The sequence below is a fragment of the Calothrix sp. 336/3 genome (assembly GCF_000734895.2).
Classification (GTDB): domain Bacteria; phylum Cyanobacteriota; class Cyanobacteriia; order Cyanobacteriales; family Nostocaceae; genus 336-3.
In genome coordinates this window covers 2117299-2131845 of record NZ_CP011382.1, presented here as the reverse complement: position 1 = coordinate 2131845, position 14547 = coordinate 2117299, and the positions used below count along the sequence as shown (strand labels likewise).

Genomic DNA, 14547 nt, shown 5'->3' with positions numbered 1-14547 from the left:
CACCATATCAATATTAAATTCATGCCCTGAATCGGTTGTCATGATACCTTAACAAAACTTGTATCGAATTTATCATTTTGCAATTAGCGATCGCAGTTAGTCTTAAACCCCCTATTCACACTAGGTTTAGAGACATATCGTTCATATACAAGCGATCGCAGCTTATGAATGTTGACAAAAACTTGACTGCATCGGTGTTTGAGTTTTTATTTTTTGATATTATTTGAAATTTCTTGTTTTGGGCATTCCGTCATATTTAATACTAAATCTCAAATCCCACTTTTCCGCTTAGATAAGTGGGTATTTCAATATGTTTAAGGATTGAGATATTTAAACAGCTAAAAACATTCAGTATATTTGACCTAAGATTGTAAAAAGAAGGTAGTAAGTGCAACTTAAATACCTTGGTGGTGCAGAAAACTTTTCTGAGTCTCATGACGGACTGCGTAGATGGTCAAAATAGCGCCTGAAAGCTATTATCCTCGTTCCATTTTTTGAGAAACGCTAAAATATCCGTCTCGTCGAAAATCCTTTATTTATAAGGATTCCAGGACTTTTCTGCACCACTAAGCTTAAATACTATGGGTACAAGTATGTTAAACTTGGGTATTCCTCCTCAGACAGTTGCCATTATCGGAAGTGGCTTTAGTGGTACTTTGGTAGCTGCAAATTTGCTCAGAAACACTACGATTCCTCTGAAAATTAAATTGATTGAGCGGAGTTCCCAATTTGGTCGGGGGGTTGCCTACGGTACACAAATAGAATCCCATTTGCTCAATGTTCCGGCTGGTAAAATGAGTGCATTTCCCGATGAACCGAGTCATTTTTTAAATTGGCTGCATAAAAATGGGTACGAAGAAGTAACAGCATCTACGTTTGTTTCCCGTCGAATTTATGGGGATTATGTGCAAGCAATATTGAAAGAAGCAGAGGAAAGTAAGCCTGCTTATGTACGATTTGAGAAAATAGTTGATGAGGCGATCGGCATTGAATCTGCGAGTGAAAATACAACCATATATTTGAGTGGAGGTGAATGTTTTTCTGCTCAAAAAGTCGTGTTAGCACTGGGAAATTTTTCCGCATCATTACCCCAACCTCTTGCTAGTTTGCCAAATCGCGATCGCTATATTACCGATGCATGGTCGCAAGATGCGATCGCCCAAATAAAATCCGATGATTCGATTTTGTTAGTGGGAACAGGATTGACGATGGTGGATATTTTTGTCGCGCTACAACGGCAAGGGTTCTCTGGGAAAATTCATGCTGTTTCCCGTCATGGATTGACACCGATACGTCACGAAAAAATACAAGGAAAATCGAGTATTTATCCGGCATTTATTAACCTGGAAACAGCTCCGAAAACCGCCAGAAAATTACTCCGTTTGGTGCGTCAAGAAATTCAAATCGCCACTGAGCAGGGGCAAAATTGGCGTAGTGTCATCGATGCAATACGTCCGGTAACTCAATCACTGTGGCGATCGCTCCCATCCCCAGAGAAGAATCGATTTCTCCGTCATGTCAAAGCCTATTGGGAAGTTCACCGTCATCGGATTGCACCGGAAATAGCTGATATTTTAGATACGGTGGCAGAAGCGGGTCAATTGAATTATTACGGTGGCAGAATTGCAAGTTGTCAGGAAGTAGAAAATGGTGTGAATGTGACAATTCGTCAGCGCAAAACAGGTGAAAATTTAGTTTTGTCTGTCGATAAAATCATTAACTGTACGGGAGCAAATACTAACTTTCGCAGACTCCAACATCCCTTACTCGCGAGTTTGCAAGAGCAACGATTGATTCGTACCAATACCTTATCTATGGGAATTGATACTGCTACCAATGGAGCCTTAATCGATGCTGATGGAAAAGTCTCCGACCAACTATATACTTTAGGGACACCACGGAAAGGTGATTTGTGGGAAACTACTGCGGTTCCAGAAATTCGAGTTCAAGCGGCAAATTTAGCCAAAGAGATACTCACCTCCTCCAGCAATAAGTTCTACGCTGCGATTGAGGAAATTTGGTTTAAGGAAAAATTAACATCGGAATCAAATCCATCGAAGATGATATTTCGACAATTATTCGATCGCGAATCTTGTACTTACACCTATCTCATTATCGATGGGGAAACCCATACCGCACTGCTTGTCGATCCAGTTCTCGAACAAGTTGAACGGGATTTGCAAATCCTACGGGAGTTAGGATTGACCTTGCGTTATTGTTTAGAAACACATATCCATGCCGACCATATTACCGGAACGGATGCACTGCGAGAAATTACAGGATGTGCGGCGATTTTGCCAGAAAATTCCCAAGCAATCGGTGCAAATCGCTACATTCGAGATGGGGAAATTTTGAAATTGGGAAGCGTAGAAATTCAGGCGATCGCAGCTCCAGGACATACTAACAGTCACATGGTTTACCTGATGAATGGAAGCCATTTATTGACTGGTGATGCTCTATTCATTCGTGGTTGTGGTCGTACTGATTTCCAAAATGGTGATGCTGGTGCGCTCTATGATACGGTGACTCAGAAGTTGTTTAAATTACCCGACGATACGTTAGTATATCCCGGTCACGATTACCAAGGAAGAACTGTTTCTACGATTGGTGAAGAAAAACAATGGAATTCCCGTTTTTCAGGACGTAGTAGAAAGGAATTTATCGAACTGATGAATCACTTGAAATTACCCTATCCCAAAAAAATGTCCGAAGCCGTACCTGCAAATCAAAATTGTGGGAAAGTAGTGAATGTGTGGGATTTTCAAATTTAATTTTAAGGATTAATTTCACAGGTCAATTTCAAGGATGAATTTGTGCATCTTCCAAATAGAAAAATCACAAGGCAAATAACAGTAGATTTTTACTATGGTTTGGGTAGCAGATACTCATACCTTGCAGCATCGCAACTTCCCAAAATCGAGGCAGAAACAAACTGTAAATTTATTTGGAAACCGATTTATAGCGGTGACTTAATGGGATTGCGAGAACAAAATCCCTTTAGCCAACATCCAATTTCTGGACAATATAATTCAGCCTATCGTTCCCAAGATGCCAAACGTTGGGCTGATTATTATCATATTCCCTTCCACGAACCAAAAATATCAGCCCTACATCCCCAAGATTTAGCTTTATTGACTTTAGCTGCTGGCTCATTCAATCTATTAGTTGAATATAGTCAAGCAATGTTTGATGCTATTTTTGCCCAGGGAATTGAGATTGATGAACAAGTCGCGATCGCAGTTGCCAAAAATCTCAGTATCCCAGAAAATCAATTTCTTCAAATCCACGCATCACCAGATACAAAAGACCAATTAACCTCCCTCACTCGCGAAGCATTCGATCGCGGAGCATTTGGAGTACCCACCTTTTTTGTCGAGGAAGAAATGTTTTGGGGTAACGATCGCCTGGTATTGTTGGTAGATTTCTTGAAAAAATTGCAGGAAAAAGGAATAGACTCCGCTCCGATATCCGGATTTATCACAAAATTGTCAAAACCCTACAAAATCTAATTTAATTTTTTCCAATCCTAATTCTTACTAGAAGAAGTCTTGAATTTCAAATCAGTTACCATCATGGCGATCGCTCCTTATTAGGTTTATTTGTGCCGACTTACTGAATCGCATCCATATATCATCCCAAAAGCATGACAAAATAAGATGACGCTGCCAGCGCGAGCAGGCATTAAGTTTATTTGCTGGTTAGTTATTCATAAATTAGGTAGGGTTTCATCAAGCATCTGCATAAGTGTATGGTTCGCTTCGACTTAATATCGGTTCGATTGTTATCCCACTTGTAGCACAGAGTTATCACATTAGTGTTAAGCATTAATAAAGCAGTAAACCCGCCTAACGTTCGACGGGTTTATCCTTAAGCATCTCTTTTAATTGTTCCAATAATTGCCTGAGAGAATAATTTTCTTCCCTCAGGCGGCTATTTCCCCCAATACCACCTCTTCCAATTTTTCAACTCGCTGCTTTAATTCTAAAATTTCGCCTGATTCAACTTTGCTTCCAAGGTATTGGTCAATTAAGTCAATGAGTACATCAGTTGCGTTTTTTCCATCTTGCTTGACCTTTTGATAAAAAGCATCTTTCTTTTCCGGTGAAATCCTAATATTTAATCTTGACTCAGCCATAGCACTTTCCTAATTTCTTGTTTAACGCTATCAACAAAAGCCTGGGGATAACAAGTGTACACATAGATTTACTAATGCCTGACATCCCAATGGGTTGATAGATGGGATAACCAATATTATATTTGGATTTATCAACCTAAACAAAAGGCGATCGCTTACAGCCTGAGAAACTTGCGCGATCGCCTTTTAGGCGGCTCCTGGGGAGCATCATCTTTTGACCCTAATTAAAGGAGATTCTCATTATGACTTATAAAACTGATACACAGCAAGCACTTTTCGCTCCTTTTGTTGAGGAAGCTCCAGTTATATCACCAGAAGAAATAACAGTAGTACGCATGAGCTTCTGGCACAATGAAATATACACTGATGATAAACTAATCGCTTACATCACATATGAACATAACGATTTCATTACCCAACCTTGGATGGTAATAGTTCACAGTGATGATATTTGTATGTACATCAAGGAGAAATGGACGGCGAATATTATTATTGGTATCGCTACGATATTGCTCAAGATAAAATTATTCCTGTACAGCAAAAAAATTAACCGGATATTTATCTGAGTTAAGCTTAATAAGCAAAGAATTTAAGGGCAATAATCTGAAGCTAGAGATTGTTGTAAGTGCTGATGAAATTGACATTATTAGAACTGGGATATAAACCACATTTGCCAAAACGGTTCTGTTAGCTATTTCACAAATCCAACATTTCTCACAACCATTTATATTTGCTGATATTTCAGGAGAATAGAATGTTGTATCTTACAGTTTATATGACGCAGAGATGAAAGCTCTAATTCGTATATATTAGAGTCTTTATGGCAATTTTTCTGCAATTTTCAGCACTTAAAAACTTAAATATAACAGGCTTGAAATATTAATAAATCATCATTTTCTCACAGCTAATCATAAATACATTGTTCTTAAATTTTAAGTAGAAAGTACATCTGAAATCATGAATCAGAATGAATATTTCTTTGAAGAGCTAGACCCATTAATTTTCTGTCAAATATGGGGTTTGAGTTATGAGAAAGCTTCCGAATATCTCAAGGTAACAGCTAGGACAATGGCTGCTTATGCTTGTCAAGGTAAATCAACCAAACGTAACCCTTCTTCTAGAGTCAAAGCTTTAGCAGCAATGCAACACAATAACTGGATTAAAGAGGGGAGACAACCCATAGATATGCCATTCAATAATTCGTAATGCCTCCTGCGGAGGAGCTGAGTCGCAGAGCGACACGCTACGCGAACGCTAACGTAATTCGTAGTTCGTAATTCGTAATGCTCCCTGCGGGAGAGCTAACGCTAACGTAATTCGTAATGCCTCCTGCGGAGGAGCTTTGTTAGCGTAATTCGTAATTCCGCTACGCGAAAGCAAGCTACGTAATTACTTTCATATAAACACACAAAAATGGGGTAAATATTATCATGTCATACCAAACAACAGTTGATAAAATAGCCCAAACTGAATTGTCAGAATATCTTGTAACGGGAGATATAGGTTTTTATTTCCAATCTTTAAACCAAGCTACTTCCACAATCTTAGAACACGCTTTTGAACTAGCTACTTGCAAACAAAGATTATCCAGGAAAGAATACAAACAATTACTTCAAGAACAGGGTTGGCAAGGAGAAGAAAAAACATATCTCAAAGTTGCAACTACCTTTGACAAGTTTTCTCTCCAAGATTTAACAAATATTGAGCCAGATACAATCTTTCGATTAGCAAAGAACAATAAAAAATACCAAGATGTAATCGAAAAATTATCCGAATTACCACAAATCACCCAAGAGGATGTCAGAGAATTAATCAAACAACAGCGTCGAGAGCTTCAACAGCCCAAACCTGAAAAACTGAGTATTTGGCGTAGAACAAAAAATGGTGGTAGATATTGCCAAATACCCCCCATCCATGAAGAAGATGAACGTACTGGAGTAACTTTACAACGGATGATAGACGAGGAGGGGTTATTACCACAGCAAATTGTAGCGGAAGCTATTTCATTGCGACAAGCCTTTAAAGAGGGACGTTTGATAATGGTTACAGATGCTTCCTCAACACAATCTGATAATGCTGATTCTGGTGATGCAGATTCACCAAATGCATATTCTGATGACATCAATACAGAGACATATACAGATATTACTGAGTTAAATCATCCCCAACTTCCCAATACAGATGAAAAAGAAGCTATAGCTTGTATTGTGGAACATCAACAACATGTAATTGATGAAAAAGAAACAGTAAATATTGATGTAGTCATTTCTTTGCTACGACAAGCTGATAATTGGGAAGAAGTAGTTCGCAGTACGGAAAACTGTAGTAATGAGGTCAAAATTGCCACTTGGGAGATGCTGAATCCTCAAGATAAGGAACGCATTTATCAACTGAAACAACAGCAAGAACAAAGGCTGAAAAATATGCCCCAGGTGGGAGATAAGGTGATATGGACGAATTGCCATCCTCATTTGAGCAGTTGGCAACCATTTGTGTTCAAGGGGCGACAAGCCCCCTAAAGTGCTTGCTGTATAAGCTTCATAGCCCTTAAGCCTCGCTGATAATATGCTTGCTTATTGCGACTGAAACCGACCAGTTCCTCGACCCATGCTTGACACCCATACCAAGCAACTATCCAATTGAAACCATATAAACCTATCCAGAAATTACTGTGACGCTTCTCATTTCTATTGTTTTCTTCTTGGCGACAAATATAAGAATCAAGTTTTTGAAATTTAGTTCTTTGTCCATGTAACCAAGCACTGGTCATTGCTAAAGCAATCAAGAGAATTAAGCGTACAAGTCTATCAGGGTTAGCTTGAGAAGTTTCTAAATTGTAACCGCCTGTTTTACAATCTTTGAACATAGCTTCAATCCCAAAACGTTGAGAATATATTTTGAGAGCAGTGTTTAAGTCAGGCAAATTAGTTAATAAATACCAAGCTTCTTTGTCTTGTTTACCTCTGTACTTTCTTTTCCAATAAACAGCTAAATTGAACCAACCAAAACCTTGTTTTTGAGTAACTTTAACATCGGTATAAAAGGAGCGAATACCAGGATAAATCTCAATGCTACTTAAAGGCTGAAATTTCTGTCTTTTCTTCCGAAAAGTAGTATCCTTTTTTTGACGGAATACAAAACTCAGGTTCTGCTTGTGGAGCCATTGTGCCAGTTCTACACTGTGAAATTCTCTATCCCCAATAATTACTAGTTTGTATTTTTTTAATAACCGAATTACTGGGCGTAATACTTTTTGCTGTTCTTCTAGGTTACTGCAACCATCTTTCCCTAATAAACACCAATATATTGGCCAAGCTCTTTTTTGATAAATCACGCTCACCATCAACACATTATTTTCTTTCCACTGTGTTCTATCCATCGCAATGGTTAATTGTGACCCTATTTTAAAATGTTGGTTAATTATTGCTTCAATAATTGGAAACCACAATAAGACTACACTCAAGGCATTTAGTGTTAAAAATCTTTGTATATGCCGTCTACGACTGTTTTGTTGTATTGGTAAAGGTAAGGTTGCTGCCAATCTTTCTATCTTTACTTGTTTCTGATTTTGTAATAACCACACCAACATCTTCAGGGTGATTAATTGCGCCTTATTTAGGTATTTCTCTAAGAAGTTTTGGTAGAATGATGCCAGCATTATTGTGACGGTCTTAATCAAATTACGAGACCGTTCTTTTTTACCATTAAACTGTACCCTACAGGTAGCCGCTTAGTAACTGTACAGTTCATTCTCAATAAGCACGCAATTTTTCAAGGGTTATGTGCCTCCTAAACCTTTATCTGGCGGGGTTTAGAGGCGATTGTCGCCCCTTGAACCATTTGTGGTGAGCGCAATTGAAGGAGAGTACGCGAGGTTGGATTTTTATGCTCATCCCGTTCCATTAGATGAATTGGAGCTTTGTATAAATAGCAAAAATTAGTTGCTATTAGTGCCTATGAACCTTACCATTTATTAAATACAAATTTTTGGTAATTCCCGCATAAGAGCTAATTTACAAACGTTTAATACTTGCTATGTTGTGACGAACGCTTACTTACATCGCCATGAAAATCAATCTATATATACATATACTTCACCCGTAGGGATAGTAACTCCGGAATTTAGGAAACTGCAAAAAATCGGCAAGCCTAAATTAGGATTATTTCCATAAATAAAAACTATTTTCACACCCAAATTACCGAAACGATGTAGATAAGAATATATTAACAATGTGGCAATTGAGACACACTGATATGCTCAGAACACATTTTAGTTGCTTTAGGTAAGCGATAAAACGATAGACTAAGATAAATTTTTGGATTCAGGGTTTATGGCACAAACAAACGGAACAAAAAATGAAACGCATAAAGATAAATTACCATCTGTTGCAGATGCTCAAGAAGTAGTCGTACTGCAAGATGATTCTGATTCCGTAAAGGATTCCCAAGATATTGATGAGATTTTAAGCTCACTTAAAACCTTACTAAGTACGGTAGAAAAACTGCAAAAAATTCGGACAGAAGAAGTTTGCCGGGATTACTGGGAATGCGATAGCTGCGCTGACCAAGGGTAACGCTCTCATCGAAGAACACTACATCTTATCCAAATGGTTGCTCACAGCATCAGATTACGGTGTGCCTCAAAAACGACAACGAGCTATTTGGGTTGGCTCAAAGTTTGGCGAAGTTATACCACCATTGGAGAGTGATAAAAAATTTACAGTCGGGGATGCAATTTCTGACCTAAGTCACATTCCTATCAATTCTCAAACCGACACCTGGGAGTTGGGCGAAAAGGGCAAATATGCAGAATATTTGGACAAAATCTTCACTTCGACAAGGCTCAGTGACCACCCTTGCAATTCAACATCTCCCAATCTCATTACCGGATGCAAAGCAACAGCCCACACGACTGGAACCCAGCAGAAATACACCGATACAAAGCCTGGGGAGAAAGAGCCGACAACTTGGGCTTATCGTTTGTCTGCCGATGGATTTTCCCCTACGTTACGCGCTGGGAGTGGGAATCGAACCGCAGCGCGACCAATTCACTATGAACATGCGCGGGTGATAACAGTTCGTGAAGCCGCGAGATTACATAGTTTTCCTGATTGGTTCAATTTTGGTTCGAGTAAGTTGGCTGCTCATAAGGCTATTGGGAATAGCGTTCCTCCTTTGCTTGCTTATGCGATAGCTCTTGCGCTGACTAGTCAGTTCGCTTCCCAAGTGTTGGTTCATTTGCAAAAAAAACATTTGGAGACAAGCAATATAACAACACTTCAATTCATTACATCAAATATCAACTCTGATAGTTACTTTCAACCAAACCGTTTCAAGAAATACCAGTTTTTGTCTGGAATTCCAATCTTTCCCAACCCGAAAATATCAAAACGTATCAGAAACACATACCTAGACGCAAAGCAGGTTGTCGTTGGCGATCGCGTAGCGTGTCGCTTGCGACTCAGCCTCTCAAAGAGTAGAAATTGCCCCGAATCAGCGTTCATGGTTACAAGCCTATTTAAAGTCAGTGCTAGATTAAAGTCTTGTATCAAAAATAATTGCAACCCTAGATTCTCAATTCTAAAAGCGTATACTCGTAGAGCAATATTCGCCGGGACGAAACTGCCGACTCACGACAAAACTATGCCACGCATCTTTGACAATATAGATTTACAACTGCTCCCGATTTTACGCGATACCCTCAAATTATCTTACCGGGCTGATTTCTGCGTGGGTTATTTTAACCTTAGAGGTTGGTGCAAGCTTGATGATTTAATTGAACAGTATGTAGGTGGGGAAGTCTCTTGTTGCCGCTTGTTGGTGGGAATGCAGGGTTTACCTAGGGATGAGGTACATACGGCTTTTACCCTTGGTGCGACTCTCGGCAGGCTCGATAATAGCACTATTATTCGTTTAAAAAAAAAGGTGGCAGAGGAGTTTCGCCAACAGCTTACCATTGGCGCGCCAACAAATGATGATGAAGTGGGTTTACGTCGCTTAAGTCGTCAATTAAAAACGCAGAAATTAGTTATTAAATTATTTTTAGCTCATCCTCTCCACGCTAAGTTATACCTCGTTCATCGCCATGACCCCAATAGTCCCATAGTTGGGTTTTTAGGTAGTAGTAATTTGACTTTGGCAGGACTAAGAAAGCAAGGGGAATTAAATGTTGATATTTTAGATCATGATGCTACAAATAAGTTGCAAAAATGGTTTGATGACAGGTGGAAGGATTATGGTTGCATTGATATTTCTCAAGAGCTTGCAGAGATAATTGATAATAGTTGGGCAAGGGAAGAATTAATTCCGCCTTACCATATTTATTTGAAGATTGCTTATCATTTATCCCATGAAGCGATCGCGGGTATTTCCGAGTTCCGAATTCCCCGTGAGTTTAATAATTTGTTTGATTTTCAAAAAGCGGCAGTACAGTTAGCTGCGCGTCATGTGACTCGACGGGGTGGTGTTATTGTTGGGGATGTGGTGGGATTGGGAAAGACTTTGGTGGGAACGGCTCTCGCGAAAATATTACAAGAAGATTGTTTACTCGAAACCCTAATTATTTGTCCGAAAAATCTGACTTCTATGTGGCAAGAATATGTTGATAATTATCGACTTTATGCCAAGGTTTTGCCAATTAGTAAAGTTCAAAGTACGTTACCAGAATTACGTCGCTATCGGATTGTACTCATAGATGAAAGCCACAATTTACGCAATCGTGAAGGTAAAAGATATCGTGCGATCGCGGAATATATTACAGCTAATGAAAGCAAGTGTATTTTACTTTCGGCAACACCTTATAATAAAACCTATCTTGACCTTTCTGCCCAATTAAGATTATTTGTGCCCGAAGATGAAGATTTAGGATTTCGTCCGGAAGTTTTAATTAATCAATTGGGTGGTGGGACATTAGGAGAATTAGAATTTATTCGTAAGCATCAATGTTCGGTTAAGTCTTTGGCTGCTTTTGAAAAAAGTGAATATGCAGATGATTGGCGAGAATTGATGAAGCGATATATGGTTAGAAGGACTCGCTCGTTTATTAAAGATAATTATGCCCAAACTGATGAAATTGGACGTAAATATTTGGAATTTACTAATAAAAGTCGTTCTTATTTTCCCGAACGTTTACCACGCACAATTAAGTTTAATTTAGATACTGCTAATGACTCATATTCTTACCTCTATTCGGCAGCTGTAGTAGAAGTTATTAATCAGTTGAATCTGCCCCGTTATGGATTAGGGAATTATGTAGCAAAGAAGCCAAAGCAAGCACCCACAGACAAAGAGCAAAGACAACTTAATGGCTTATTTCGTGGTGGACGTAGATTAATGGGATTTTCTCGTACCAATTTATTTAAACGTTTAGAAAGTAGTGGTTTTGCCTTTATTCAATCCCTCGAACGTCATATTTTGCGAAATTTTATTTATCTATATGCCTTAGAAAAAGAACTCGATATCCCCATCGGTACACAGGATGCTGAGTTATTAGATACACGTAATAATGATGAAGATACTGATTCCTTGATGGCAAGTTTATTGGATGTGGAAACTGATGACGATAATGAGAATAATTTATTAGAAGAGGATATTAACAATGAAAATGCGACCGAAAAACATTTTCGCACTTTAGCAGAATCTATCTATCAAGAATATCAAACACGATATCAACAAAGATTTAAGTGGTTACGTACAGATTTATTCGATATTAAAAAGTTGAAGAAAGATTTACTTGCAGATGTAAAAGCATTAATTAACGTCTTGCAAAGTATTGGGGAATGGCAACCAAAGCAAGATGAAAAAATTAATAAATTAGTAGAAATACTCACGAGAACTCATCCTCAAGAAAAAATCTTAATTTTTACCCAGTTTGCTGATTCAGTTCGTTATATAACGGAGAATCTTCAAGCAAATCAGATTACCAATATTGCTGGGGTGACGGGTGCATCTCCAAATCCGACAGAATTGACGGCAAGATTTAGCCCTGTTAGCAATGGTAAACAAAACCAGGTTTTCAAAAATCAAGAATTACGGATTTTAGTAGCAACAGATATTTTAAGTGAAGGTCATAATTTACAAGATTGTGCAATCATTATTAATTGGGATTTACCTTGGGCAATTATTCGCTTGATTCAAAGAGCGGGAAGGGTAGATAGAATTGGGCAAAATGCAGAGAAAATTTTCTGTTATTCCTTTCTTCCTGCTGATGGAGTGGAACGAATTATTAATTTGCGGGGAAGACTGAAACAAAGATTACAAGAAAATGCCGAAGTGGTGGGAACTGATGAAGCATTTTTTGAAGATGATGATGCACAAGTAATTCTGGATTTGTATAACGAGAAATCGGGTATTTTAGATGGAGAAGAAGATACGGAAGTTGATTTGACATCGGAAGCATTTCAAATTTGGAAAAAAGCCACCGATGATAATCCAGGTTTGAAAAAAACTATCGAAGAAATGTCGAATGTAGTTTATTCAACTCGTCGCCATTCTCCGCAACCCGTGCAACCTGAGGGAGTTTTAATGTATATGAAAACTACCGAAGGAAATGATTCTTTAATTTATATTGATCGCGATGGTAATAGTGTTAGTCAATCCCAATTAGCGATTTTAAAAATGGCAACTTGTGATGAATCAACACCCGCGATCGCCAAAAATAAACATCATCATGAATTAGTCAAAAAAGGTGCAGAATTACTTGCAGAAGAAGAGAAAAATATGGGTGGACAATTGGGTAGACCATCAGGCGCAAGATTTCGTAGCTATGAGCGTTTGAAGAGTTATGTACAGGAAATGAAGGGGACTTTATTTATCACCGATGAATTGCTAAAAGCCATTGATGATATTTATCGCTATCCCTTACGACAATCTGCTCTTGATACTTTAAATAGACAATTACGTAGTGGGATTAGTAATCAACAATTAGCTGAGTTAGTTGTTGCTTTGCGGACGGACGATCGCTTATGTATTGTGAGTGAGGAAATTGAAAAAAGAGAGCCTCAAATTATTTGTTCTTTAGGTTTATTTGAAGTTTAGTAAAACCTAACTTCCTCAGTTACGCTACATCCTTCTTTCTCTCATTTGCTATAATTAGAGTGTTCCAAATAGAAAAAAGAATAACTATGTCCTTACAACTAACGATTAACTACCCCGAAACATTACCTGATGCTGTTGGCAAAACCAGAGAAGAATTTGAGCAAGAATCAAAATGGGCAATGGCTGTTAAACTTTATGAAATGAAGCGTCTTTCCTCTGGTATGTGTGCCGCATTATTAGGAGTAGATCGAGTCACCTTTATCCTCAAACTAAGCGAGTATGGGGTTCCCTTAATTGATCTTAGTGAAGAAGAATTATTATCAGACCTAGAAAATGCCTAGTACCAATCAAATTATTATTAATACTTCTCCCTTAATTGCCCTTGTCGCTGCTATGGGTGATTTAAAGATTTTAGAGTCTCTTTATACAGATGTTCTTGTTCCTTTTGAAGTGTACCAAGAGATACTAATTGGTGGCACTACAGGCTTTGCCATCACTGAATTTCAATCAGCATCATGGCTACAAAAACAAAGTTCTCCTTTAACTATTTCTCCTCTGCTATTTAACTCTTTAGATTTAGGAGAAGCATCAGTTATTCAACTAGCGCTAGATAAGAAGATTTCAACTGTTTGTATTGATGAAGCTGTGGGACGAAGAATCGCTAGATTAAGTGGTCTTGCGGTGACAGGTTCAATTGGAATTTTATTACGTGCTAAACGTGAAGGTTATCCTCTGTCTATTAAAACAGCTATCCAGAAAATGCTCAATCACAATATTCGTTTAAGTAGAACGGTTTAAATAATTCACGCTATGTCATTGCGAATGAAACGAAGTGAAATGAAGCAATCCCAAGGGTTATGCCGATTTTACCATCTGTTACATAGTTAGGTTTATTCTCACCGACTTACTTAAGTCAAACTGTGATTGATTTTGCCATTAAAGAAGCTGGAGAAAGTTCATAATCTTAAATACTTCTACTATAAAGAATTCTTTGTATTAATTTTATTTTTATTTTGAAAATACGTGAGTTGTTTTTTACAAAGCGTAGATTTACTTAAGTAATTACACTAAGCCCTCTAAGTCTTTGCTGGATAGGACTTTGAGGGCTTTTGAGTATTCTATGCTGAAATCAAATCAGAAAAATATTTTTATCTAGTCAAATTTTAACCTGATACATACTACCACTGACAGTACATAGCCTTAGACATAATGAATATATCTACGTATTTACGCTGAACTTCTTTGGTGTTTTTAAAGCTATCAAAGTAACAGTATCATTGCGTATTTACTATTACAACCCTGAATTGAACAGGGCTATTGCTCCATGACTGCGGTCTATGGGCAGATTTTTTATGTTCGTCAATTCTAGAGAAAAT

11 protein-coding genes are annotated in these 14547 nt (G+C 38.1%); 9 read left to right on the top strand and 2 right to left on the bottom strand.

Going from position 1 to position 14547, the window contains the following annotated elements; all coding sequences use genetic code 11:
* The first annotated feature begins 581 nt into the window (after window positions 1-581).
* Window positions 582-2771, top strand: coding sequence for an FAD/NAD(P)-binding protein (locus tag IJ00_RS08760; protein ID WP_046814768.1), 2190 nt, complete (start codon window positions 582-584; stop codon window positions 2769-2771).
* A gap of 42 nt (window positions 2772-2813) precedes the next feature.
* Complete coding sequence (locus IJ00_RS08755; RefSeq protein ID WP_035152123.1) at window positions 2814-3509, top strand: 2-hydroxychromene-2-carboxylate isomerase; 696 nt, start codon at window positions 2814-2816, stop codon at window positions 3507-3509.
* A gap of 413 nt (window positions 3510-3922) precedes the next feature.
* Here the strand turns inward: IJ00_RS08755 and IJ00_RS08750 are convergent, their stop codons facing one another.
* Window positions 3923-4135 carry a hypothetical protein gene (locus tag IJ00_RS08750; RefSeq protein WP_035152120.1) on the bottom strand — a complete coding sequence of 71 codons (213 nt, stop codon included), beginning with the start codon at window positions 4133-4135 and terminating at the stop codon, window positions 3923-3925.
* Between the two features lie 242 nt (window positions 4136-4377).
* On the opposite strand from IJ00_RS08750, the gene IJ00_RS28855 reads away from it, so the two are divergent.
* The 3 genes from IJ00_RS28855 (at window position 4378) to IJ00_RS30150 (ending at window position 6654) form a co-directional block, all read left to right on the top strand.
* On the top strand, window positions 4378-4701 hold the full coding sequence (locus IJ00_RS28855; RefSeq protein ID WP_035152117.1) for a hypothetical protein: 324 nt from the start codon (window positions 4378-4380) through the stop codon (window positions 4699-4701).
* A gap of 391 nt (window positions 4702-5092) precedes the next feature.
* On the top strand, window positions 5093-5341 hold the full coding sequence (locus tag IJ00_RS08740) for a hypothetical protein (RefSeq protein ID WP_035152114.1): 249 nt from the start codon (window positions 5093-5095) through the stop codon (window positions 5339-5341).
* A gap of 224 nt (window positions 5342-5565) precedes the next feature.
* Window positions 5566-6654 (top strand): hypothetical protein, encoded by a 1089-nt coding sequence (locus IJ00_RS30150; protein WP_144416015.1) that lies wholly within the window; start codon window positions 5566-5568, stop codon window positions 6652-6654.
* Here IJ00_RS30150 and IJ00_RS08730 read toward each other — a convergent pair.
* Window positions 6651-7724 carry an IS4 family transposase gene (locus IJ00_RS08730; protein ID WP_201782676.1) on the bottom strand — a complete coding sequence of 358 codons (1074 nt, stop codon included), beginning with the start codon at window positions 7722-7724 and terminating at the stop codon, window positions 6651-6653. The two genes, IJ00_RS30150 and IJ00_RS08730, sit on opposite strands and share 4 nt — an antisense overlap.
* 742 nt (window positions 7725-8466) lie before the next feature.
* Here IJ00_RS08730 and IJ00_RS08725 point away from each other — a divergent pair.
* The 4 genes from IJ00_RS08725 to IJ00_RS08710 all read left to right on the top strand — a co-directional run bounded on the left by IJ00_RS08725 (window position 8467) and on the right by IJ00_RS08710 (window position 13969).
* Complete coding sequence (locus IJ00_RS08725; protein ID WP_052754424.1) at window positions 8467-8709, top strand: hypothetical protein; 243 nt, start codon at window positions 8467-8469, stop codon at window positions 8707-8709.
* Window positions 8672-13171, top strand: a complete 4500-nt coding sequence (locus IJ00_RS08720) for a DNA cytosine methyltransferase (RefSeq protein ID WP_339366986.1) — start codon at window positions 8672-8674, stop codon at window positions 13169-13171. The genes IJ00_RS08725 and IJ00_RS08720 overlap by 38 nt, the downstream gene beginning before the upstream one ends.
* An 86-nt stretch (window positions 13172-13257) precedes the next feature.
* Entirely contained in the window at window positions 13258-13512 is a 255-nt protein-coding gene (locus tag IJ00_RS08715) for a UPF0175 family protein (protein WP_035152110.1), read from the top strand.
* The gene (locus IJ00_RS08710; RefSeq protein WP_035152108.1) at window positions 13505-13969 is read left to right on the top strand and encodes a DUF3368 domain-containing protein; all 465 of its coding nucleotides are present in this window, start codon (window positions 13505-13507) and stop codon (window positions 13967-13969) included. The genes IJ00_RS08715 and IJ00_RS08710 overlap by 8 nt, the downstream gene beginning before the upstream one ends.
* Window positions 13970-14547: the final 578 nt, after the last annotated feature.

Coding starts and splice junctions, on each gene's coding strand:
- IJ00_RS08760 (WP_046814768.1), top strand. CDS start 582: ATGGGTACAAGTATGTTAAACTTGGGTATTCCTCCTCAGACAGTTGCC.
- IJ00_RS08750 (WP_035152120.1), bottom strand. CDS start 4,135: ATGGCTGAGTCAAGATTAAATATTAGGATTTCACCGGAAAAGAAAGAT.
- IJ00_RS28855 (WP_035152117.1), top strand. CDS start 4,378: ATGACTTATAAAACTGATACACAGCAAGCACTTTTCGCTCCTTTTGTT.
- IJ00_RS08740 (WP_035152114.1), top strand. CDS start 5,093: ATGAATCAGAATGAATATTTCTTTGAAGAGCTAGACCCATTAATTTTC.
- IJ00_RS30150 (WP_144416015.1), top strand. CDS start 5,566: ATGTCATACCAAACAACAGTTGATAAAATAGCCCAAACTGAATTGTCA.
- IJ00_RS08730 (WP_201782676.1), bottom strand. CDS start 7,724: ATGTTGGTGTGGTTATTACAAAATCAGAAACAAGTAAAGATAGAAAGA.
- IJ00_RS08725 (WP_052754424.1), top strand. CDS start 8,467: ATGGCACAAACAAACGGAACAAAAAATGAAACGCATAAAGATAAATTA.
- IJ00_RS08715 (WP_035152110.1), top strand. CDS start 13,258: ATGTCCTTACAACTAACGATTAACTACCCCGAAACATTACCTGATGCT.
- IJ00_RS08710 (WP_035152108.1), top strand. CDS start 13,505: ATGCCTAGTACCAATCAAATTATTATTAATACTTCTCCCTTAATTGCC.